Origin of the sequence: Burkholderia sp. BCC0398 (assembly GCF_902833245.1) — a bacterium.
Taxonomy (GTDB): domain Bacteria; phylum Pseudomonadota; class Gammaproteobacteria; order Burkholderiales; family Burkholderiaceae; genus Burkholderia; species Burkholderia sola.
In genome coordinates, this window is sequence record NZ_CADFEM010000010.1 from 220777 (window position 1) to 243471 (window position 22695).

At 67.1% G+C, this 22695-nt stretch carries 22 protein-coding genes and 1 pseudogene; 11 read left to right on the plus strand and 12 right to left on the minus strand.

The window, feature by feature from the left end; translation table 11 throughout:
* Nucleotide 1 precedes the first annotated feature (1 nt).
* From otnK to denD, 5 genes are all read left to right on the plus strand, one after another.
* Entirely contained in the window at nucleotides 2-1300 is a 1299-nt protein-coding gene (gene otnK, locus HWX76_RS22720; protein ID WP_050012233.1) for a 3-oxo-tetronate kinase, read from the plus strand.
* A complete protein-coding gene (locus HWX76_RS22725) occupies nucleotides 1297-1935 on the plus strand; it encodes an aldolase (RefSeq protein WP_050012232.1) in 639 nt (212 codons plus the stop codon). Before otnK ends, HWX76_RS22725 begins: the two co-directional genes overlap by 4 nt.
* Nucleotides 1936-2063: 128 nt before the next feature.
* On the plus strand, nucleotides 2064-3389 hold the full coding sequence (locus HWX76_RS22730) for an MFS transporter (RefSeq protein WP_176016367.1): 1326 nt from the start codon (nucleotides 2064-2066) through the stop codon (nucleotides 3387-3389).
* 74 nt (nucleotides 3390-3463) lie between these two features.
* Nucleotides 3464-4240, plus strand: coding sequence for a 2-oxo-tetronate isomerase (otnI, locus tag HWX76_RS22735; RefSeq protein WP_050012230.1), 777 nt, complete (start codon nucleotides 3464-3466; stop codon nucleotides 4238-4240).
* A gap of 28 nt (nucleotides 4241-4268) precedes the next feature.
* Nucleotides 4269-5240 carry a D-erythronate dehydrogenase gene (gene denD, locus HWX76_RS22740; protein WP_124631786.1) on the plus strand — a complete coding sequence of 324 codons (972 nt, stop codon included), beginning with the start codon at nucleotides 4269-4271 and terminating at the stop codon, nucleotides 5238-5240.
* A gap of 216 nt (nucleotides 5241-5456) precedes the next feature.
* On the opposite strand, the gene HWX76_RS22745 is transcribed toward denD, so the two are convergent.
* Both HWX76_RS22745 and HWX76_RS22750 read right to left on the minus strand, forming a co-directional pair.
* Nucleotides 5457-5732, minus strand: coding sequence for a DUF4148 domain-containing protein (locus HWX76_RS22745; protein WP_124631785.1), 276 nt, complete (start codon nucleotides 5730-5732; stop codon nucleotides 5457-5459).
* 71 nt (nucleotides 5733-5803) lie between these two features.
* The gene (locus HWX76_RS22750) at nucleotides 5804-6148 is read right to left on the minus strand and encodes a DUF4148 domain-containing protein (protein ID WP_089489666.1); all 345 of its coding nucleotides are present in this window, start codon (nucleotides 6146-6148) and stop codon (nucleotides 5804-5806) included.
* Nucleotides 6149-6357: 209 nt separating this feature from the next.
* Here HWX76_RS22750 and HWX76_RS22755 point away from each other — a divergent pair, with 209 nt between their 5' ends.
* From HWX76_RS22755 to HWX76_RS22765, 3 genes are all read left to right on the plus strand, one after another.
* The gene (locus tag HWX76_RS22755) at nucleotides 6358-7047 is read left to right on the plus strand and encodes an aspartyl/asparaginyl beta-hydroxylase domain-containing protein (RefSeq protein ID WP_050012226.1); all 690 of its coding nucleotides are present in this window, start codon (nucleotides 6358-6360) and stop codon (nucleotides 7045-7047) included.
* A 95-nt stretch (nucleotides 7048-7142) separates the two neighbouring features.
* Nucleotides 7143-7412, plus strand: a complete 270-nt coding sequence (locus tag HWX76_RS22760) for a MoaD/ThiS family protein (protein ID WP_050012225.1) — start codon at nucleotides 7143-7145, stop codon at nucleotides 7410-7412.
* A 75-nt stretch (nucleotides 7413-7487) separates the two neighbouring features.
* Nucleotides 7488-8642: an exo-alpha-sialidase gene (locus HWX76_RS22765; RefSeq protein ID WP_176016368.1), complete on the plus strand. Its 1155-nt coding sequence runs from the start codon at nucleotides 7488-7490 to the stop codon at nucleotides 8640-8642.
* On the opposite strand, the gene HWX76_RS22770 is transcribed toward HWX76_RS22765, so the two are convergent.
* Nucleotides 8629-9573, minus strand: a complete 945-nt coding sequence (locus HWX76_RS22770) for a LysR substrate-binding domain-containing protein (protein WP_176016369.1) — start codon at nucleotides 9571-9573, stop codon at nucleotides 8629-8631. The genes HWX76_RS22765 and HWX76_RS22770 overlap by 14 nt on opposite strands.
* Nucleotides 9574-9720: 147 nt before the next feature.
* Here HWX76_RS22770 and HWX76_RS22775 point away from each other — a divergent pair, with 147 nt between their 5' ends.
* Complete coding sequence (locus HWX76_RS22775; RefSeq protein WP_124638485.1) at nucleotides 9721-10146, plus strand: PACE efflux transporter; 426 nt, start codon at nucleotides 9721-9723, stop codon at nucleotides 10144-10146.
* A 61-nt stretch (nucleotides 10147-10207) separates the two neighbouring features.
* Here the strand turns inward: HWX76_RS22775 and HWX76_RS22780 are convergent, their stop codons facing one another.
* From HWX76_RS22780 to HWX76_RS36735, 9 genes and pseudogenes are all read right to left on the minus strand, one after another.
* Nucleotides 10208-10660 carry an OmpA family protein gene (locus HWX76_RS22780; protein ID WP_176016370.1) on the minus strand — a complete coding sequence of 151 codons (453 nt, stop codon included), beginning with the start codon at nucleotides 10658-10660 and terminating at the stop codon, nucleotides 10208-10210.
* Nucleotides 10620-11240 (minus strand): M35 family metallo-endopeptidase, encoded by a 621-nt coding sequence (locus HWX76_RS22785; RefSeq protein WP_235356158.1) that lies wholly within the window; start codon nucleotides 11238-11240, stop codon nucleotides 10620-10622. The genes HWX76_RS22780 and HWX76_RS22785 overlap by 41 nt, the downstream gene beginning before the upstream one ends.
* Nucleotides 11241-11268: 28 nt before the next feature.
* A complete protein-coding gene (locus HWX76_RS22790; protein WP_080334163.1) occupies nucleotides 11269-11820 on the minus strand; it encodes a PAAR domain-containing protein in 552 nt (183 codons plus the stop codon).
* 375 nt (nucleotides 11821-12195) lie between these two features.
* On the minus strand, nucleotides 12196-12822 hold the full coding sequence (locus HWX76_RS22795; RefSeq protein ID WP_176016371.1) for a trimeric intracellular cation channel family protein: 627 nt from the start codon (nucleotides 12820-12822) through the stop codon (nucleotides 12196-12198).
* 294 nt (nucleotides 12823-13116) lie between these two features.
* Nucleotides 13117-14064 carry a choline ABC transporter substrate-binding protein gene (locus HWX76_RS22800; RefSeq protein WP_050012220.1) on the minus strand — a complete coding sequence of 316 codons (948 nt, stop codon included), beginning with the start codon at nucleotides 14062-14064 and terminating at the stop codon, nucleotides 13117-13119.
* A 103-nt stretch (nucleotides 14065-14167) separates the two neighbouring features.
* Entirely contained in the window at nucleotides 14168-15166 is a 999-nt protein-coding gene (locus tag HWX76_RS22805) for a GlxA family transcriptional regulator (RefSeq protein WP_050012219.1), read from the minus strand.
* A gap of 108 nt (nucleotides 15167-15274) precedes the next feature.
* Entirely contained in the window at nucleotides 15275-16171 is an 897-nt protein-coding gene (gene choW / locus HWX76_RS22810) for a choline ABC transporter permease subunit (RefSeq protein ID WP_021163994.1), read from the minus strand.
* Nucleotides 16164-17455: pseudogene (locus HWX76_RS22815) on the minus strand (glycine betaine/L-proline ABC transporter ATP-binding protein); the annotation flags it as partial. The gene choW and the pseudogene HWX76_RS22815, both read right to left, overlap by 8 nt.
* A gap of 188 nt (nucleotides 17456-17643) precedes the next feature.
* Nucleotides 17644-17970 (minus strand): hypothetical protein, encoded by a 327-nt coding sequence (locus HWX76_RS36735; protein ID WP_124654743.1) that lies wholly within the window; start codon nucleotides 17968-17970, stop codon nucleotides 17644-17646.
* Here HWX76_RS36735 and HWX76_RS22825 point away from each other — a divergent pair.
* Nucleotides 17939-21325, plus strand: a complete 3387-nt coding sequence (locus tag HWX76_RS22825) for a DUF2339 domain-containing protein (RefSeq protein WP_050012216.1) — start codon at nucleotides 17939-17941, stop codon at nucleotides 21323-21325. The two genes, HWX76_RS36735 and HWX76_RS22825, sit on opposite strands and share 32 nt — an antisense overlap.
* Complete coding sequence (locus tag HWX76_RS22830; RefSeq protein WP_176016372.1) at nucleotides 21322-22674, plus strand: DUF3999 domain-containing protein; 1353 nt, start codon at nucleotides 21322-21324, stop codon at nucleotides 22672-22674. The genes HWX76_RS22825 and HWX76_RS22830 overlap by 4 nt, the downstream gene beginning before the upstream one ends.
* Nucleotides 22675-22695: the final 21 nt, after the last annotated feature.

The following is a 22695-nucleotide window of genomic DNA, read 5'->3' on the forward strand; positions in this document are numbered from 1 at the left end:
CATGACCGCTTCCGCTTCCCGTCCCCTGCTCGGCTGCATCGCCGACGATTTCACCGGCGCGACCGATCTCGCGAACATGCTCGTCAAGAGCGGCATGCGCACCGTGCAGACGATCGGCGTGCCCGCCGACGGCGCGACCGACACGATCGCCGACGCCGACGCGATCGTCGTCGCGCTGAAGTCGCGCACGATCCCCGCCGCCGACGCCGTCGCGCAATCGCTCGCCGCGTACGCATGGTTGCGCACGCAAGGATGCCGCCAGTTCTTCTTCAAGTACTGCTCGACGTTCGACTCGACCGACGCGGGCAACATCGGGCCGGTGGCCGACGCGCTGCTCGATGCGGCCGGCGGCGACTTCACGATCGCGTGCCCGGCGTTCCCCGAGAACGGCCGCACGATCTATCGCGGCCACCTGTTCGTCGGCGACGTGCTGCTGAACGAATCGGGGATGGAGCATCATCCGCTCACGCCGATGCAGGACGCGAACCTCGTACGCGTGCTGCAACGGCAGACGAAGTCGCCGGTCGGCCTGATCCGCTACGACACGATCGCGCTCGGCGCGGCCGCCGTGCGTGCGCGGATCGACCAGTTGCGCGCGGAAGGCGTGCGCTTCGCGATTGCCGACGCGCTGTCGGACCGCGACCTCTACGTCCTCGGCGAAGCATGCGCGGGCCTGCCGCTCGTCACCGGCGGCTCCGGCATCGCGCTCGGCCTGCCCGCGAATTTCCGCCGCGCGGAGCAATTGCCCGAGCGCGACAACGCGGCATCGCTGCCGCGCATCGACGGCCCGTCGGCCGTGCTCGCCGGCAGTGCATCGAAGGCCACCAACGCGCAGGTCGCCGCGTGGCGCGCGACGCGGCCGAGCTTCCGCATCGATCCGCTCGCGGCGTCGCGCGGCGAGTCCGTCGTCGAGCAAGCGCTCGCCTTTGCGCGCTCGCACCTGCCGCAGCCCGTGCTGATCTACGCAACGGCCACGCCCGACGAAGTGAAGGCCGTGCAGCAGGCGCTCGGCGTCGACGCGGCCGGCCGTCTCGTCGAAAGCACGCTCGCGGCGATCGCCCGCGGGCTGCGCGAGCTCGGCGTGCGCAAGTTCGTCGTCGCGGGCGGCGAGACGTCCGGCGCCGTCGTGCAGGCGCTCGACGTGAAGTCGCTGCAGATCGGCGCGCAGATCGATCCGGGCGTGCCGGCCACGGCCACCATCGACACGCAGCCGCTCGGCCTCGCGCTGAAATCCGGCAACTTCGGCACCACGGACTTTTTCGACAAGGCGCTGCGCGCGCTGGATGGAGCCGCACGATGAGCGACGAAGCAAAACTGCGCGAAGAGATCTGCGTGGTCGGCGCGAGCCTGTATGCGCGCGGCCATGCGGTCGGCAGCGCCGGCAACATCAGCGCGCGTCTGAACGACGGCTGGCTGATCACGCCGACCGACGCGTGCCTCGGCCGGCTCGACCCGAACGACATCGCGAAGGTCGGCGCCGACGGCCAGCCCGTATCGGGCGGCAAGCCGTCGAAGACGCTCGCGCTGCATCGCGGCATCTACGCACGCAACGCGGAGGCGCACGGCGTCGTCCACACGCATTCGACGCATCTCGTCGCGTTGACGCTCGCGGGCGTGTGGCGCGATACCGACGTGCTGCCGCCGATCACGCCGTACTACGTGATGAAGGTCGGCCACATTCCGCTGATCCGTTACCGCCGCCCCGGCGACCCGGCCGTCGCGGCCGAAGTCGCGGCGCTGGCCGACCGGGTGCGCGGCGTGCTGCTCGATCGCCTCGGCCCGGTGATGTGGGGGCCTTCGGTATCGCACGCGTCGTATGCACTCGAGGAACTCGAGGAAACCGCGCGGCTGTGGCTGATGACGAACCCGAAGCCCGAACCGCTGTCCGACGCCGCGCTCGACGAACTGCGCCAGAGCTTCGGCGCGCGCTGGTAACGCACCGCGACCCAATCATGCAGTAGTCCGTATCGATTTATCTACCCGCCGTGTGCGCGGGCCTTTCCGTCAGCACACACGACTGGCGGCGTACGCGCCGCCGGCACATAACATCATTGGAGACGACGATGACTGCTCTCGACGCGGCCGCAAGCCGCTCGCCCGCCGCGGCCGCCCAATCGGGCGAACTCGACCGCACCTACAAGAAAGTGTTCTGGCGCATCGTGCCGTTCCTGATGCTCTGCTACGTGGTCGCGTATCTCGACCGCGTGAACGTCGGCTTTGCCAAGCTGCAGATGTCGCAGGATCTCGCGTTCAGCGAAACCGTATTCGGCCTCGGCGCGGGGATTTTCTTTCTTGGCTACTTTCTGTTCGAACTGCCGAGCAACCTGCTGATGCACCGCCTCGGCGCGCGCATCTGGATCGCGCGGATCATGATCACGTGGGGGCTGCTGTCCGCGCTGTTCGCGTTCGTGCAGACGCCGACGCAGTTCTACGTGCTGCGGTTCCTGCTCGGGCTCGCGGAAGCCGGTTTCTATCCGGGCGTTATCCTGTACCTCACGTACTGGTTCCCGTCGCATCGCCGCGCGAAGATCATCGCGGTGTTCATGTCCGCGATTCCGGTGTCGGGCATCTTCGGCAACCCGCTGTCGGGCTGGATCATGGAGCGCTTCCACGGCGGCTCGGGCTTCCACGGCTGGCAATGGATGTTCATGATCGAGGCCGTGCCGGCCGTGCTTATCGGCATCGCGACGATCCTGTATCTCGACAACAGCATCCGCGGCGCGAAGTGGCTCGACGAGCGCGAGAAGCAGTTGCTCGAGGACGAAATCGCCGCGCAGCCGCAGGAACAGCAGCAGCACGGCCATTCGCTGAAGGCCGTGTTCTCGGACCCGCGCATGTGGTGGATGTCGCTGATCTACTTCGCATTCGTCACCGGCCAGTACGGGCTCACGTTCTGGATGCCGACGCTCGTCAAATCGACCGGCGTCACCGATACGCTGCAGATCGGCCTGCTGTCGGCGATTCCGTTCGTCGTCGCGATCGTCGTGATGAACCTGTTCGGCCACAGCGCGGACAAGCGCCGCGAACGCCGCTGGCACCTGATCGTGCCGGCGCTGATGGGCGCGGTCGGGTTTGCGGTCGCCGCGTCGTACTCGCACAATACGGCAGTGTCGATCGTGTTCCTGTCGCTCGCGGCAGGCGGCGTGCTGACCTGCGCGCCGCTGTTCTGGTCGCTGCCGACCGCGTTCCTCGCGGGCTCCGCGGCTGCCGCCGGGATCGCGATCATCAACTCGGTCGGCAATCTCGCCGGTTTCGCGAGCCCGTACGTGATCGGCTACCTGAAGGACGCCACGCACAGCACTGCGTCCGGCATGTACGTGCTCGCGGCGATGCTCGTGATCGGCGCGATCGCCGTGTGGCTCACGCCGCCCAAGCTCGTGAACCGCTGATCCGCCGCCGGCCGATTCATCATTCGACGCGGGGCGCGCGGCGCCCCGCCCATTCATTCACAGGACCCGCTGCCATGCCACGCTTCGCCGCCAACCTCTCGATGATGTACACCGAGCATGCGTTTCTCGACCGCTTCGGCGCTGCCGCCCGCGACGGCTTCAAGGCCGTCGAGTACCTGTTCCCGTACGACTTCGCCGCCGAGGACATCCGCGCGCGCCTCGACGCGCACGGCCTCGAACAGGCGCTGTTCAACGCGCCGCCGGGCGACTGGGCCGCGGGCGAACGCGGCATTGCATCGCTGCCGGGCCGCGAGGACGAATTTCGCCGCGGCATCGACCAGGCGCTCGACTATGCGCGCGTGATCGGCAACAAGAAGCTGCACGTGATGGCCGGCATGGTGCCGCCGGGCGCCGACCGCGCACGCCATCGCGATACGTATCTGACGAACCTGCGTCATGCGGCGCAGGCCGCCGCCGCGCACGGCGTCACGATCCTGATCGAGCCGATCAACCCGCGCGACATGCCCGGCTATTTCCTGAGCCGCCAGGACGACGCGCAGGCGATCCGCGCGGAAGTCGGCGCGCCGAACCTGAAGGTGCAGTTCGACTGCTACCACTGCCAGATCGTCGAAGGCGATCTCGCGATGAAGCTCAAGCGCGATTTCGCGGGCATCGGCCATATCCAGATCGCGGGCGTGCCCGAACGCCACGAGCCGGACGTCGGCGAACTCAACTACCCGTATCTGTTCGCGCTGATCGACGCGCTCGGCTACGACGGCTGGATCGGTTGCGAGTATCGGCCGAAGGCCGGCACGTCGGAAGGCCTCGGTTGGCTCGAGACATACCTGTAATTCCCGTATTTCCCAGAGGGTCAAGAACATGAAAGTACTGATCACCGGCGGCGCCGGCTTTCTCGGCCAGCGTCTCGCACGCAAGCTGCTCGAGCGCGGCGACCTCACCGGCCCCGACGGTCGCATCGAGAAGATCGACGAACTGGTGCTGCTCGACGTCGTCCAGGGCAGCGATTTCGGCGATGCGCGCGTGACGTCGATCGTCGGCGACATCGCCGATCGCGCGGTGCTCGAAAGCGCGATCGACACGCGGACGGGCGCAATCTTCCACCTCGCGGCGATCGTCAGCGGGCAGGCCGAAGCCGATTTCGATCTCGGCATGCGGATCAACCTCGACGCATCGCGCACGCTGCTCGAGGTGTGCCGCGCACGCGGCCACCAGCCGCGCGTCGTGTTCACGAGCTCCGTCGCGGTGTACGGCGGCGCGCTGCCCGACGTCGTGCGGGACGACACCGCACTGAATCCGCAATCGTCGTACGGCGCCGAGAAGGCGATCGCAGAACTGCTGCTGTGCGACTACGCACGACGCGGCTTCGTCGACGGCCGCGTGCTGCGGCTGCCGACCATCAGCGTGCGGCCCGGCCGCCCGAACGCGGCCGCGTCGTCGTTCGCGAGCGGCATCATCCGCGAGCCGCTGAATGGCGAGGAAAGCGTGTGCCCGGTGCCCGGCTCGACGCGGCTGTGGCTGCTGTCGCCGCGCGGCGCGATCGAAGCGCTGGTCGCCGGGTGCGAGATCGACGGCGCGACGCTCGGCACCAAGCGCGTGATCAACCTGCCGGGGCTGTCGGTGTCGGTCGACGAGATGATCGCGGCGCTGCGCGACGTCGCGGGCGACGAGGTCGTGAAGCTGATCCGCCATGTGCCCGACGAACGCGTCGAGAAGATCGTCGGGAGCTGGCCGGGCCGTTGGGATACGTCGCGCGCGGAAGCGCTCGGGCTGAAGGGCGACACGTCGTTCGCGGACGTGATCCGCAGTCATATCGCGGACGAACGGCGCTGATTGACGCCGGGTCGGGCCGCATCGACGCGGCCTGACCGATTCCCCGACGCGCAACGACGCGCGTTGCATCCCCGCCCGCCTGCATGAAAGGCGCATCGGCGCCGCGTCGACACCGCACACCCCTCTCCACGATTCGTCTCCGCACGACACGCTGCGCACGTGCCGCGTTCCGCCGCGACGCCGACGGTCTCGCGCAACACGGGTACATGCCGGCACCTAGTTGGCGACCTGCGCCGGCATGCCGGGTCCGGCCTCCCGCGTGGCCGACACCGCCAGCCGCGCGCGGTCCTGCTCCACGAGCTTCGCTTCCGCGGCCTGGATATCGGCCGGATACGCGCTGTCCTCGCCCTTCGCCGGGTCGTACCCGGCCGCTTCGACGCGGATCAGTTCGTCGCGAACCTGCGCACGCGTCAGCGGCGCGGCCGATTGCGCGAATGCCGACTGACCGACGATCGCTCCGATCATCATCAGTAGTGCGATATATGTTTTCATCATGGACTCCTTCAATGTGACGTATCGATCAACCACGGGACAGGCGTGACCTGCGGATGCAGGCGGGTGGATCAGCTTCCGAAATAGATCGTGCAGAAACTCGCGGGGCCGACGCATGCGGCGACGCTTCGACGCGGCGACATCGTCGCCGGCTTGCCCGCTTCGGACGACATGGCCGGATCGCCGCCGACCGCCGTGCTCGCCTGCCGCTGCGGCATCCGATCGGCCTGGTGCTGGAACAGCGGGCTCACGTCCGGATACGACGTATCGGTCACGAAGCGCAGCCCGTTGTTTTCCGCGTCGACGAGTTCCTGCCGGACCTGTTCGCGCGTGAGCGCCTGTGCCGACGCTTGCGTCGCGACACCTGCGAGAGAAATCGCCGCTACCGTGGCGGCCACCAGCCAGTGCGTGTTCATGTTCACTCCTTCATCAGTCAACGAAACGATGTGCTACACCCGTATGACGACGGAGAGGCGCGGTTTATTCCCGGCTTTCCATTCGCGCCGACCCAACATTCATGAAACTGTCATTCATTCGTCAGCCGGCGTAACCTGACGTAACGCAGTGCCCGTCGTGCTTCGGGCAGACTGACCACCACTTCATCCGGACCGCCCCTCGATCGACCATGTCCGCCGCTTACGACCATGCAGCCGCCCTGCTGCGCAGGCTGTACGACCGCCATATCGACAGCGGCGCGGTGCTCGACGCGGCCGCGTTCCCGGATGCCGAGCGCTTCGTGCGCGCGTGGCCCTCGATCCGTGCGGAGGCGCTCGACGTCGCACGCGACATGCCGCGCATCCCGCGCTTTCACGAAATCATGCGCGAGCAGTACGACATCTCGGCCAACGACGCGCGCGACTGGCGCATGTTCATCATGCAGGCGTACGGCCAACCGTTTGCACGCAACCTGTCGCGCTGCCCGACCGTCGCGTCGCTCGTCGCGGCGTCGCCGGACGTGCTGTCCGCGTCGCTGTCGTTCCTCGCGCCCGGCAAGCACATCCCGCCGCATCGCGGGCCGTTTCGCGGCATCCTGCGCGGGTATCTCGTGCTGTCGATGCCGACCCGCGCGGACGGCACGCCGGCCGCCGTGCTGAAGGTCGACGGGCGCGAATACCGGCTCGACGAAGGCCGCTTCCTGCTGTGGGACGACACGTTCACGCATGAGGTGTGGAACGACAGCGACGCGGTGCGGATCGTGCTGCTGCTCGATATCCGCCGGCGCGGGATGCCGCGCTGGCTCATGTGGCTGTCGAATGCGGTGATCGGCGTCGTGCGGCTCGGGATCCGGATCAGGGGGCGGTCGATTCCGGTTTAGCCGCCACGCATGGCAGCGCCATTCCGCCTTTCGGCGTCCGCCGGATCGCCTAAACTACAAGCCGTCCCTTCGTGCGGCTCCTGCCAGCTACCGCCATGGCGCACCTCTTCTTCGCCGCGTCGATCCAGCGGCACGTCGACACGCCCGAGCGCGACATCGACGCGCATACGGTCGGCGAAGCATTCGACACCATTTTCAGCGAGCAGCCGCGGCTGCGCGGCTACATCGTCGACGACCAGGGCGCGCTGCGAAAGCACCTGTCGGTATTCATCGACGGCCAGCCGATCCGCGACCGGCAATACCTGTCCGATGCGCTCGGTGCCGCCAGCCGCGTGTATGTCGTGCAGGCGCTGACCGGCGGATAAAGGGACGGATGCACGGGCGCATTCCCCGATACCAAGCGCCGTCGCACCAAGGCTGACCATCCGGAGACATCCGACATGAACGATCGACTGCTCGTCGCCACCCGCAAGGGCCTGTTCGTCTTGCAACCGGACGGTCATGACGGCTGGACGCCCGGCGAACCGCATTTCATCGGCGAGCCCGTCAGCATGGCGCTTGCCGACCCGCGCGACGGCACGCTGTATGCGGCGCTCAATCTCGGCCATTTCGGCGTGAAACTGCATCGGCTGCGCGCAGGCGCCGGCGATTGGGAGGAATGTGCAGCCCCGGTTTATCCGCCGCAGCCCGCCGACGCGTCGCCTACCCGTGCCGATCCGCACGCAGGCAGCGGCGATTCCGACGATGAAGCCGCCGCTGCCGGGTCGCCGCAGCCAACGTGGACGCTTCAGCAAATCTGGTCGCTCGAAACCGGTGGCACGGACGAACCCGGCGTGCTGTGGGCCGGCACGATTCCCGGCGGCCTGTTCCGCTCCGACGACCATGGCGATTCGTGGGCACTCAACCGCCCGCTGTGGGATCGCCCCGAACGCGCCGAATGGGGCGGCGGCGGGTACGACGAGCCGGGCATCCATTCGGTGATGGTCGATCCGCGCGACAGCCGGCACGTCATCGTCGGCATCTCGTGCGGCGGCGTCTGGCAAACCGCGGACGGCGGCGCGACGTGGCGCGTGACCGCCGAAGGCATGGAAGCCGACTACATGCCGCCCGAGCGGCGCGGCGAGCCGAACATGCAGGATCCGCACCGCGTCGTGCAATGCGCGGCCAACCCGGATGTGCTGTGGACGCAGCATCACTGCGCGATCTTCCGCTCGACCGACGGCGGCGAACACTGGCGGCGGATCGAAGCGCAGCCGTCGAGCTTCGGTTTCGCGGTGGCCGTGCATCCGCACGAACCGGATACCGCGTGGTTCGTGCCGGCCGTGAAGGACGCGTGCCGGATTCCGGTGAACGGCCGGTTCGTCGTCACGCGGACGCGCGACGGCGGCCGCAGTTTCGAGAGCCTGTCGAACGGGTTGCCGGCCGCACCAGCGTACGACCTCGTGTATCGGCACGGGCTCGCGGTGGACGATTCCGGCACGCGCCTCGCGATGGCGTCGACGACCGGCGGGTTATGGACGTCCGATGATGGCGGCGAGCACTGGCAACAGGTATCGGCGCATTTGCCGCCGGTGTATTGCGTCAGGTTCGGGTAGCGGCGCGAGCATCATCCGGCGCCATCCGAGCCACCGCCTCGCGCGTCGTTGCGATTTCCGCTTCGAGCCAGTCGAGAAACCGCCTGACCTGCGGCTCGCGCTCGCGCCCCGGCCGGCACAGTGCGACGAAGCGCGCACCGTCGAGCCGCACCGTGGGCTCGATCGGCATCAACGCGCCGCGCTCGACATGCTCGGCGGCCAGCACCGAGCTGAGCAGCGCGATACCCTGCCCGTGCAGCACGGCCTGCAGTGCGTAATGCTCGTCGTCGTAATGGCGAAACACCGCGCGTTCGAGCCATGCTTCGCGGCCCGCCGCACAACACCACGACGCCCAGTCGACCGACACCGGTAGCGGCGTATCCCACACGGTTTCGATCAGGTCGAGCGGCGCGTCGGCGCGATGCGCGTCGAACCCGGCGGCCGCATACGCGCCGAAATACTCGTCGATCAACGCAATCTCGTGCAGTGCGGGAAACCTGCGCGACGTCGCGCGAATCGCGAGATCGACGCGTGCATCGCGTTCGAGATCGACGAGCGTGTTCCCCGTTTCGACCTTGATGTGCAGGTGCGGATCGACGCGGCGAAACGCACCGAGCCGCGGAATCAGCCACATCGCCGCAAACGCGGGCGTGGTGGTCAGCACGAGCGGGCGCGCATCGGCCGCGTCCGGACGCAGCGCGTCGAGCCCGCGGCTCAGTGCCAGCAACGCATCGTGACTCGCACGAAACAGTTGCTCGCCTTCCTCCGTCAGCCGCACGCCGCCCGCGCCGCGCTCGAACAGCAGCACGCCGACGCGGCTTTCGAGCGACTTGATCTGGTGCGACACGGCGGCCGGCGTCACGGACAGTTCTTCCGCGGCGGCCTTGAACGTGCCGAGCCGCGCCGACGATTCGAACACACGCAATGCGGTCAGGGGAATTTTCGAGAACACGGGGCCTCGCGGGCCGGATGCGGCCGGGTTGAATTCGATTCAATCCGGGTGAGATTAGGTGAATTGAAGCGGCTGCGCAACGCGGCTAGCCTTCCGGAACGTCGCGGCACGTCGCCGCGGCGGTTGCCGTCGAACCGGAGGAACCCCGTGCAAGGCCTATCGCGCAGGATCACGCAGGCGGTGCTCTACGAAGCGATCGCCATTTCCTGCATCTCGCCCGCGATCGCGGCGATCTTCAAGCAGGACCTCGTCTACTCGGGCGCGCTGTCGGCGACGATGTCGGCGATCGCGATGCTGTGGAACATGCTCTTCAATGCGCTGTTCGAGCGCTGGGAAGCATCGCGCCGGCAGCCGGCGCGTACGCTCGGGCGGCGGATCCTCCACGCGACCGGATTCGAGGGCGGGCTGATCTTCATCCTCGTGCCGGTCGTGTCGTGGTGGCTCGACATCTCATGGTTCGATGCGTTCGTCGTCGATATCGCGCTGTTCGCGTTCTTCTTCTGCTACGCGTTCGTGTTCCAGTGGGCGTTCGATCGCGTGTTCGACGTGCCGGCGGCGACGAAGGGGAAATGAGCGACGCGGCTCATATTGCAAGGAAAAGACCTGGATATGCGCCGTCGCGCCACGAAATGCATTACCTATTGATACAACAGTGGTCGGAACAGCCGGGGAGCAATGTTATCTCCGCACGTTTTGCGTTCTCATTGTCCTGAATACTCATGCGTTGATAGACATAACTGTGAACAGCGTAGCGCTCCTGTTTCAGCCCGAAATGCATCAACAACCGTTGAGCGGACTCGGCTCTTCTGACAGACAGTTCATCGGGTTCGATTTCTGCAGACTCGGCTACACCACTCACGGCTACACCTTCTCGAACAGGAAACTGCGACAGCATTTTCGATACCCAGGCTTCCAGTCTCTTCGCTTGCTCCACACTCACCGCTGCAGAATTCTGCGCGAACATAAGATCGAAATTTTGTCCTGGCAAGCTCTCGACACTGTCGCAAGCATACAAAGGTCCAGTCACAAACAATAAGACTACGCCGCTAATCAAGCCAGATAACATATGCCGAAATGCTGTCTGCATTTTTAATAGCCATATCTGGGTTATTTTGGCCCCACTCGGGCAGAAAGCGTGTGATTCCATACTTTGGATCGCCGGCTCCGAACGTATCTGTGAAGTGAGTACACTCGTGGATGATTGTCGACAACTTGGAAGTCGCTGCCCGGCTTCTGTCACGAATCGTGCAAAATTCTTCGTGGATGCTGATTGTGCGCGTTGCAGTGTCTGGACCACATACGTGCGCAACAGTGCCAACATTTTTGTTGGTCGGCAAGCATCCAAGCGATCGATCCAGATCGGGGTGAGCTCTCAGAAAGTTCGCCGGACCTAGCGACCGCATAACTGCAAGGGTGGCCGTCAACCCCGTGACAAGACGGTGGCGAATCTCGTGGTCGCTCGCGCCGAACCACGTCCAGACACGCCTACGCTCTTCTGGCGACCACTCGGCCAATCTCTCAAGCCGCTCCTTCACCAAGTCGGCGCCCTCATCGCGTAGTTGCATCATCAGCTTTCTGAATTCCGCGTCGGTCATGGCCGGGCAGATTGGCGGACCGTTGAGTGTCAGGAATACCTTAAGCTTCGAACCCTGCACGGTGTTCGTCACGGCAGAATCGTGAACGCAAACGTATTCGTTACAGGGCATTGTCATCATTCTCCATGATCTCGAGCCTCAGTTTTTCGGCGCCACGTGTGGCTACACGCTGGGTGTTTCCTTCGAAATCCGTGACACCGCTGAAGACCCGCCCCGAAGTTGTGTATATGCGGTACTGAACATGTACAAGCGGCCTACCGCTTCGCTCATCACACAAGACATATTGCTCGTCGTTGGCCGCGAACGCTGATTCAGGGTGATTTCGGATCGGTTCAGTCAATGCAGCTGCTTGCTCGGTCGTGAATATCATCTTCATGCCACGCTCGGCATAAAAGACGGGCGGCGGATTGCATCCACAAACGTTGACGTCACCGCTCAACGCCCAGGGTTTGCCGTTCGGCCCGGTTCCGGGCCATCGCGGCCCTTTCGGCGCGATAAATCCGTTCTTCCCGCAAGCAGTACAGTAGGTTTTCATGCCGAGCGTAGCGATATGCACGCGCGGCGGCGGGTTGGAACAAGTGACGGTCGGCAGGCCTTCCGTGATCGTCGCACTGCCGCCTCGGTCACCTTCGGCGAGGAAGTAGCGGATCATGCGCCATCCTCCCGTTCAACGCATGCGATTGCAGGCACTACGACCGTCTGGCAGTTGACGGTCTCGTTGCCCCGCCCGCCGCGCTGGGCAGATGAGCCGACGACAGTCGATGAATACGCAAGTATTCTCTGCTTGTGCTGCATCCGAATTCTCCTTCGTGAAATTGATGCAATTGACTCCCACCAAAATGCACGATCCGGAAGCAGCTTTCAATCATACGAGTTCGAAATTCGTATAACTAACTTTTATGTACTTCTATTACTCAAATTCTGGATCGTTCGAACAGAGCACGATCCAGCACACGAATAGCCCTGAACACGAGAAAAAGGCGTGTTCGACGTGCCGGCGGCGACGAGGGGGTCGTGAGCCGGAGGCCTACGCCCCGCCGGCAATTTTCGGCAACTGCCAGCCGAACCGCACCGCCGCCATCCGCAACGCAAAGCATGCGACGCCGCCGAGCACGGCCGCGACGACCGACGGGCAACCGAGTCGCCGGCACAACACAACGACGACCGCGCCGAGCAACGCTGCGCTCGCATAGATGTCGGTGACCAGCACGACCGGTATCCGCGCGAGCAGCAGATCGCGCACGACGCCGCCGCCGCAGCCGGTCACGGCGCCCATCAGCGTTGCAATGAACGGGTGGACACGGAATTCGAGCGCCTTCACCGCGCCGGCGACCGCGAACAATGCGAGGCCGGCCGCATCGAGCGTCGTGAGCAGCGACGGCGAAAACGACGCGACCCGCGCATGAAACACGAAGGCGAACAGCCCGGCGGCGAACGCGAGCGCCGGATAACGCCAGTCGCTCACGGCGCTCGGCGGCCGCGCGCCGATCAGCAGGTCGCGAATCACGCCGCCACCGAGCGCGACGACGAGCGACAGCACCATCACCCCGAACAGGTCGAGGCCGGCGCCGATCGCCGCATTGGCGCCCTCGATCGCGAACACCCCCGTGCCCGCGAGATCGGCGGCCAGCACGACTTGCTCGATGCGCCTCATGCGAATGAATGGTCGAAGCACCGGACGGTCCGGTTGCAGCCTGCGTCGACCGAAGCGGTCGCGTGATTCGGCCACGTGCCGGCTGCGTGTTGCCGTCCGGATGCATCCAGCGGGTTGCGGGCCATGGCCGTCTCCTCGATCGGGGATCGAGCAGTCTAGCGCATCGCCCGCCCGCCGTCGGCGCGAGCACGAAGTACGTAGCAAGAAACCGGCGCAAGCAGGTCACCCCGCTTACCCCGGCTCAACATTCACGTCAGGCTTCGGGCCGCAGCCGCAAAGCCCGACGCGTCATGCTCAATGCGCGCCGAGATACGCCTTCACTGCCGGCAGGCCCGGCTTGCCGTCGATCGTCGTCACGCCGGCCAGCCACTTGTCGAGTGCGTCCGGGTTCGCCTTCAGCCACGCGGCGGCAGCCTTGTTCGGGTCCTGCTTGTTCATGATCGGCACCATCACGTGGTTCTCGATCGCCGTCGTGAACTGCAGGTTCGACACGAACTTCGCGACGTTCGGGCAGCGCTGCGCGTAGTCGGGCGGCGTCGCCGTCAGCACCTTCGCTTCGCCGTAGTTCGGGCCGAACACGTCGTCGCCGCCGGTCAGGTAGTCGATCTTCATCTGCACGTTCATCGGATGCGGCTCCCAGCCGAGGAACACGATCCACTGCTTGTCGCGGATCGCGCGATTCACCTCGACCAGCATCCCGGCCTCGCTCGACTCGACCAGCTTGAACTTGCCGAGGCCGAACTGGTTGCCGTCGATCATCTTCTTGATCAGCGCGTTGCCATCGTTGCCGGGCTCGATCCCGTAGATCTTGCCGTTGAGCTTGTCCGCGTATTTCTGGATGTCCGCGAACGACTTCAGGCCGCCCTGGTACACGTAGTCGGGCACCGCGAGCGTGTATTTCGCGCCGGTCAGGTTCGGCGTCGCGAGCACCTTGATCGTGCCGGCCTTCGTGAACGGCTGGATGATCGGGTCCATCGTCGGCGACCAGTAGCCGAGGAACACGTCGATCTGCTTGCTCTTGATCCCCGCGAACGTGATCGGCACCGACGCGATCGTCTTCGTCGGGTTGTAGCCGAGCCCCTGCAGCATCGTCGATGCGAGGCCCGTGGTCGCCGCGATGTCGGACCAGCCGACATCGGCGAAGCGCACGTTCTTGCACACGGGCGGATCGGCCGCATAGACGGCCGACATCGGTGCGGTCATCCCGATCCCGCACACCGCTGCGATCAATAGGCGCTTCATCTTGCTTCTCCTCAAAGTGATGTCGTTTGCTTGAATCCGGGATCGTTTATTGAAGCCGCGCGCCGCGATCCCGGCGACGTCGCGGACCGAATGATTGCCCCGTTCAGCGCCCCGGCAGCCGGCGCTCGTAGCTCGGCGCATGGCCGAACTGCGCGCGGTATGCCTTGCTGAAATGACACGGCGAATGAAAGCCGCAGACCGTCGTCACGCGCGCGATCGATGCGTCGGTCGTGCGCAGCAGGTCGCGTGCGCGTTTCAGGCGCAGCGTCAGGTAATAGTGGGTCGGCGATACGTTCAGGTACACCTTGAACATGCGCTGCAGATGCCGCTGCGACAGCCGCACGAGCCGCGCGAGTTCCTCGAGCGACAGCGGCTCCTCGATGTTCGCCTCCATCAGCCGCACGACCTCGATCAGCTCCGCGCGCGAGAAGCCGACGCGCGCGTCGACCGGAATCGGCTGCGTATCGGTCGAACTGCGGATGCGCTCCAGGATGAACTGCTCGGAGACCTGCGCGGCGAGCTGCTGGCCGAACCGCATGCCGACGAGGTTCAGCATCAGGTCGAGCGGCGCGGTGCCGCCCGTGCAGGTCAGCCGGTCGCGATCGACGACGAACAGCTCGTCGGCGAAGCCCACCTGCGGAAATTCGGAATGCAGCGCGGACAGGTTCTCCCAGTGCACGGTGCAGCGATAGCCGTCGAGCAGGCCGCTCGACATCAGCGCGTACGCGCCCGTGCAGATGCCGCCGAGCGGCAGCCCGCGTTCGGCGAGCGCCGCGAGCGTATCGCGCGCGCCCGCGTCGACCACGTCGCGGATGCGGATGCCGCCGCACACGATCATCACGTCGGGCAGGTTGTCGTAGTCGAGCGCCTGCGTGGGCCGCACCGCGATGCCGTTGCTGGCATGCGCGGGCGCGCCGTCGAGCGAGTAGATCGACCACTTGTAGTGATCCGCCCGCCCGACGTAGTTCGCCATCCGAAGCACTTCGACCGCGCTCGAGAACGCGATCATCGAGAAGTTCGGCAGCGTGAGGAAGCCGAAATGGGCGAGGGACGAAACCGGTGAAACGCAGGCGGCGGGCGCGACAGCGACGGCGGACGTCACATCGGTCTCCTGGCGAGGAGGTTGTAGAGGGCCAGCCCCGCGGCCGAAGCCGCGGGAGCCGTTATCCATTCAGGGTGAGCGGCAGGAGCGTGGTCCGGCCGCCGAAGATCAGGCCTGCGCGGGCGAAGCCTTCACGCGAAAGAGCTGCTTGAGGCCCGAGAACAGCGGCGCCTTCACGGTGCCCGGCGCGCGACCGAAGCTCTCGGTGATGCGGTCGAGAATGATCGCGAGCAGCACGACCGACAGGCCGCTTTCGAAGCCGAGGCCGATGTCGAGACGCTGGATACTCGCGAGCACGTCGTTGCCGAGGCCGCCGGCGCCGACCATCGACGCGATGATCACCATCGACAGCGCCATCATGATCGTCTGGTTCACGCCCTGCATGATCGACGGCAGCGCGTTCGGGAACTGCACCTTGTACAGCAGTTGCCACGGCGTGCAGCCGAACGCCTGGCCGGCTTCGACGATCTCGCGGTTCACGTGGCGGATGCCGAGGCTCGTGAGACGCACCGCGGGCGGCATCGCGAAGATCACCGTCGACAGGATCCCCGGCACGCGGCCGAGACCGAACAGCATCGCGGCCGGAATCAGGTAGACGAAGGCCGGCATCGTCTGCATCAGGTCGAGGATCGGGCGAACGATCGCGGCGACCCACTTGCTCTTCGCGGCCCAGATGCCGAGCGGGATGCCGAGCACGAGGCTGATGATCGTCGACGACAGCGTGAGGCCGAGCGTGATGACCGTCTGGTCCCAGAAGCCGGTCGCGAAGATCAGCAGCAGCGATGCGGTGGTGAACAGCGCGAAGCGCCAGCCCACCCGCCACAGCCCGACGCCGATGAAGATCGCCATCATCAGCCACATCGGGATCGCCTGCAGGCCATGCTCGACGAATGCCGCGAGCCCCTCGATCGCTTGACCGATCGCGTCGAACGTCTTCGCGTCGTGGTCGAGCAGGTAGTGAACGGACTGGTCGACCCAGGTACCGAGCGGAATCATTTCAGACATGGGAACCTCGCGAACGCGTGATGGCCTTCAGGATGAGCGCACGATCGACCGAGCCGCAGTAGCAGCCGTCGTCGTCGACGACAGGCAGTGCATTCGGGCTCGCGACCACGCGCGCGACGACATGTTCGAGCGACGCATCGCGCCGGATGCTTTCGATCGGCCGCACGGACGGCGTGTCCTGACCGAGCGCCTCGCGCGTGACGAAGCCGCGAATCTTGCGTGCGGCATCGAGTACGAACGCGTAGTCGGCGCTGCCGTTCAGCGAAGCGGCGACGTTCGCGGCATCGCACTTCGACATGGTCGGCACGGCGCCCGTCTGCATCAGGTCGCCCGCCGTCAGATAGCGGCTCGTGTCGATGCCGTCGAAGAACGCGCGCACGTAATCGTCGGCCGGGTTCGCGATGATGTCCTGCGGCGTGCCGACCTGCACGAGGCGGCCGCCTTCCATGATCGCGATGCGGTTGCCGATGCGCAGCGCTTCCTCGAGATCGTGCGACACGAACATGATCGTGCGGCGCTGCTCCTTCTGCAGTTGCAGCAGCACGTCCTGCATTTCGCGGCGCTTGAGCGGATCGAGCGCGGAGAACGCCTCGTCCATGATCATCAGCGACGGGTTCACGGCCAGCGCGCGGGCGAGGCCGACGCGCTGCTGCATGCCGCCCGACAGCTCGGACGGCAGCTTGTGCGAGAACGGCGCGAGACCCACTTGCTCGAGCACTTCCATCGCCCGGCGCTCGCGCTCCTTCTTGCCCATGCCGCCCACTTCGAGCCCGAACGCGGCATTCGACACGACGGTGCGATGCGGCATCAGCGCGAACGACTGGAACACCATGCTCATGTCCTTGCGGCGCAGCGCGGTCAGCGCCGAGCGGCGCGCCGACGCGACGTCGAGCCCGTCGATCAGCACCTTGCCGGCGCTCGGATCGACCAGCCGGTTCACGAGGCGGATCAGCGTGGACTTGCCGGAGCCGGACAGGCCCATCAGCACGAAAATTTCGCCTTCCTGCACATCGAAGGAGACGTTGTGCACGCCGACGACCTGGCCGGTGCGCTTGAGCACATCGTCCTTCGTCGCGCCGGCGGCGAGCATGTCGAGCGCCTGCTGCGGGTTACTTCCAAATACCTTGCACAGACCTTCGACCACAACCTTGGGGGCATCCATCGAAACCTTCTCCTCGTGTAGCGGGGACTCGCGCTTGTCATAGCGTGCCTACATAGTTGCCAGAAAAAACCCCGGCCTGCCGACGAATTACGACAAACGCTTGCGCAAATACGACACACCCGCCAGCCCCGCCCGGCGGGCCGCGCCGCCGATTGCGGCGGCGCAATACGCGCACGGCCAGCAATGACGGGCATCCCCCGCCGGACTTGTGCGCAGCAGCGCGGCGAATGGCGCATGAGGTTTTGCGCCAGACCGTATCGGGCACGCGTCGCTTTGCGACAAGTTGACGTCCGTTCCGGCGTCGATCTATTCAGACGAAAGCGACCACCGCATGCGTCAGTAAAAAGCATGACCGTGCAAAAAGCCGGATGGCGACACCGGACGGCGCACGCCGCGATACCGCGCCAACCCCGGAAATAGGAGCATGCGCGCTGTGATACATTCCCGCAAACACGCCGATCGCGACGTTGCCGCGGGCCTTGCGCACGAGGGCCCGGCCGCACGGCGCGCGCATGCCGGTTCGCCTGCCGGCCGTGCTGAAACTGCCTCGATCCGGTGTGATCCGCGATCGAAGGACGATAACGATAGTGAGAGGGAGCAAGGCGTTGAACTGGGCATTCGCCGTAATCGGCTTCATCGTGGGCGGCATCGCCGCGTTGATCGGGGATTTCTCTGCCGCGAGCGGCTCGCTGCTGGGGGCCGCCGGCGGGTTCTGGCTTGGACACGCGCTGCGGCAACGCAAGCTGCAGAAGCCGCGCGCCGCACCCGACGCATTCGCGATCGCCGCGACGACGTCGCCTACTCCGTTACCGCTCGCCGAGCGTGTCGCGCGCCTCGAAGCAACCGTCGACACACTCACACGCGAACTCGACGCGCTGCGCGCTCAACTGGCGGGCGCGAAGGCCGGTGGGGCGACCTCCGGCGGCATCGCGCAAACGGCTTCGGCCGACGCTGCGTCCGCGCCGCTGCCGGGACACTTCCCGACACCGCCCGCGCAACAACCTGTCGCCGTGCGCGCCGACACACCGGCATCCATTTCGACGACGACGCCCGCGACACCGCCCGCACCGGCCACCGCAGCACGCACCTCGGCTGCGTCCGCTCACGCTAACGCTCACGCCGCAGCCACCGCACAAGCCACCCCGATCCGCCCTGCCCCACCGCAACCGCCCGCGCCGCGCGAACCCGGCCTCGCCGAACGCGCGTTCGGCGCCGCGCGCGACTGGCTGCTCGGCGGCAACACGGTCGTGCGTGTCGGGATCATCGTACTGTTCTTCGGCGTCGCGTTCCTGCTCAAGTACGCGGCCGACAACGCGATGCTGCCGATCGAATTCCGCCTCGCGGGCACGGCGCTCGCCGCGGCCGCGCTGCTCGCGATCGGCTGGCGCGTGCGGCCGCGCCGCGCCGCATACGGCCTCGTGCTGCAAGGCGGCGGCGTCGGCATCCTGTACCTGACCATCTTCGCCGCGACCAAGCTTTACGCACTACTGCCCATCGGCGCCGCGTTCCCGCTGATGGTCGCGGTCTGCGCGCTGAGCGCGTTCCTCGCGGTGCGGCAGAACGCGCTGCCGCTCGCGTTCATGGGCAGTGCGGGCGGCTTTCTCGCGCCGATCCTGCTGTCGACCGGCCAGGGCAACCACGTCGCGCTGTTCAGCTATTACGCACTGCTGAACGCGGGCATCTTCGCGATCGCGTGGTTCAAGGCCTGGCGCCCGCTGAACCTGCTCGGCTTCGTGTTCACGTTCACGATCGGCTCCGCGTGGGGCGTGACCGCCTATCGCCCCGCGCTGTTCGCGAGCACCGAGCCGTTCCTGATCCTGTTCTTCCTGATGTACGTCGGCATCGCGCTGCTGTATGCGGTGAAACGCGAACTCGCGCTGCGACACTACGTGGACGGCACGCTCGTGTTCGGCACGCCGATCGTCGCGACCGCGCTGCAGGCGGCGCTCGTGAAAGGCATGCCGTTCGCGCTCGCGTGGAGTGCGGTCGCGCTGTCGGCGTTCTACGTCGCGATCGCCGCATGGCTCGCGCGGCGCCGCGACCGCCTCGGGCTGCTGTTCGAATCGATGCTCGCGCTCGCGGTCATCTTCGCGACGCTCGCGGTGCCGCTCGCGTTCTCGGGGCCGACGACCAGCGCCGCGTGGGCCATCGAAGGCGCGGCCGTCGTATGGCTCGGCGTGCGCCAGAAACGCCTGCTCGCGTTCGGCTTCGGGCTGCTGATGCAGGTCGCCGCGGCCGGCGCGTTCTTCACGAGCCTGCTGAGTCCGGCCGACGCGACCGCGCTGCCCGTGCTCAACGGCCCGACCATCGCGATGCTGCTGATCGCGCTCGCCGGCCTGTTCACCGGCTGGTGGCTGCACGGGCGCGGCGAAGCGCGCGCATGGCACGCGTGGATGCCCGAGATCGGCGTCGCGGCTGCCGCGTGGGGGCTGCTGTGGTGGGTCAGCGGCGGGCTGCACGAGATCCTCGTCCATGCGAGCCGTCACGTCGATCTGCATGCCGATCGCTTCGTCGTCGATACGACCGCGCTGTTCGCGGCCGGTACCGCGTGGCTCGCGCACGTCGCACGCCGCCGGCTCGCGTGGCCGCTCGCCGAATGGCCCGCACTCGCGCTCACGCCGGTGCTGGCGCTGCTCGCGCTGCGCGCGTTCGATGCGCACGAAGCGCCACTGTCGGGCATGGGCGCGTTCGCGTGGCCGGTGGCCGTCGGCGCGGGGCTTGGGCTGCTGTGGCGCCAGTCGCGCGGCACGACCGGCGCCGCTGCCGCGAACGGCGCGACGCCGTCCGTTGCAACGCGCATCCTCGCGCCGCTGCATACGCTGACGTTCTGGACCGTGTGCGGGCTGCTGTCGCTCGAAGGTTTCTGGCGCCTGCGCGCGTTCGTCCCGGAAGGCGCATGGAGCTGGAGCGCATGGGCGTACGGCTTCGGCACGCTGCTCCTGCTCGTGTCGGGCCCCGGCTCCCGGCTGCGCTGGCCGGTCGCGGCGTTCCCGCGCGCATACCAGGTGTGGGGTGCGGCGCCGCTCGCCGCGCTGCTGTGGCTGTGGAGCCTCGCCAGCACGGTCAGCGACGGCGACGCAGCGCCGCTCTTCTGGCTGCCGCTGCTCAATCCGCTCGACATCGCGCAAGGTCTCGTGTTCGTCGCCTTCGCCGCGTGGCTACGTCGCCTCAAGACGCTCGGCATCGCGTGGCATCCGCGCGTCGTCGACTATCTCGCGATCGCGACCGTGTTCCTGTGGTTCAACGCGCTGATGCTACGCACGCTGCATCACCGCTTCCACTTCGGCTACGACGTCGACACCGTGCTGTCGTCGTTCGGCATCCAGCAGGTGTTCATGGTCGGCTGGAGCCTGTTCGCATTCGCCGGGATGTGGCTCACGCGCCGCGACGGCATCGCCCGCCTCTGCGCGCTCGCGTCGCTGCCGCTGATCGTCGTGATGTGGGCGTGGACCTTCTACGCGAACTTCACGCAGGACGGCGGAAGCTGGGCGCGCGTGCCGCTGTTCAACCCGCTCGATCTCGTGCTCGCGGTCGTCTATGCGCTCGCCGCGTCGTGGTTCGTGCGCGCGCGCAAGCTCGGCTGGTCGTTCGGCGCGTATCGCGTCGAGCTGCTCAGTGCGGCCGGCGCGACCGGCTTCCTGTGGCTGAACGCGATCCTGCTGCGCACGCTGCATCACTGGGCCGGCGTGCCGTACGCATTCGGCGCGATGGCCGAATCGACGCTCGTGCAGGCATCGGTGTCCGTGTACTGGACGGTCTGCGCGCTCGCGATCACGATCTGGGCCACGCGCCGCGGGCTGCGCCCGCTGTGGTTCGTCGGCGCCGCGCTGCTCGCGCTGACGGTCGTCAAGCTGTTCCTGTTCGACCTGTCGCACGTCACCGGCATCGAGCGCATCGTGTCGTTCATCGGCATCGGCGTGCTGCTGCTGTTGATCGGCTATTTCTCGCCGCTGCCGCCGAAGGCCGCCGCGCAACAGGACGGCCAGCCATGAAACGACTCGCCGCCCTGCTCGGGCTGAGCCTGCTCGCGTCGTTCGCGGCGGCCGACGGCGCATCGAACGCCGGGCGCGTCACGCAGCGCTTCGCGCTCGACCTCGACGGCAGCGCCGCGTATTACCAGCTCACCGTGCCGCAGCCTGTGTATGCGGCGAGCCGGCGCGACGATCTCGGCGACGTGCGGATCTTCAACGGCGCGGGCGAGCCGGTGCCGTATTCGCTCGACGCGCCGGCCGCGCCCGCCGTGCCGCCGTCGCGCACGCCGGTGCACTGGTTCCCGCTGCCGCCCGCGCGCGCCGAGAACGGCAACGCGCCGCTCGGCGTGACGGTCGGCCCGGACGGCGCGCTGCGCGCGGCCGTCGCCCCCCCTTCGCGCACTCGGCACGGCGCAGACGTCGTCGACCTGTCGCATACCGACGGCAGCATCGATGCGCTGCTCGTGCACGTGAACGACGACAGCTACCAGGGGCGCGTGTCCGTCGAAGCCAGCGACGACCTGCGCAACTGGCGGCCGCTCGGCAGCACGCAGTTGCTGAAAGTCGGCCGCGGCAACGACCTGCTGGTGCAGGAGCGCATCGCACTCGACGGTGCGACGCCGCGCTACCTGCGGCTGGACTGGCTCGACGGCGCGCCGGCGATCGCGTCGATCGACGCCGACACGCATCCGCGCGACGCACGCGGCGCCGACACGGCGTCCGTGCCGCGCCAGTGGCGCGACGCCGTACGGATACGCGCCGGCGCTGCGCCGGGCGAGTATCTGTTCGACACCGACGGCGCGTATCCGGTCGACCGCGTGCGCATCGACCTGCCGCAGCCGAACACCGTCGCGCGCGCGACGCTGCAAAGCCGCGCCGATGCGCAGGCGCCGTGGCGCGACGTCGCGGCCGCGGTGCTGTTCCGGCTGCAGGGCAAGGGCGGCGAGCAGCGCAATCCACCGTTCGAGTTCGCGGCGAATACGGATCGCGCGTGGCGGATCGTCGTCGACATGCGCAACGGCGGGCTCGGCGGCGGCCGGCCAGCGGTCGCGATCGGCTGGCATCCGGCCGCGCTGATCTTCGTCGCGCGCGGCACGCCGCCATTTACGCTCGGCGTGGGCGATGCATCGCTCATGTCGTCGGCCGTGAGCCGCGACGCGCTGCTGGTCGGTATGGCGCCCGAAATACGGCCGGCCCGCGTCGGCGCGGCGCTACCCGTGTCGGCGGTCGCGCCGGCGGCAGCCGCCGATGCGGACGCCGGGCGTCGCTACGTGCTGTGGGGCGCGCTGATCGTTGCGGTCGGCGTGCTCGGCGCGATCGCGTGGCGCGTCGCGAAAGGCGGCGGCGACACGCGCAGCCGCGACGAGTGACGTCCACACGCATTTGCGAGC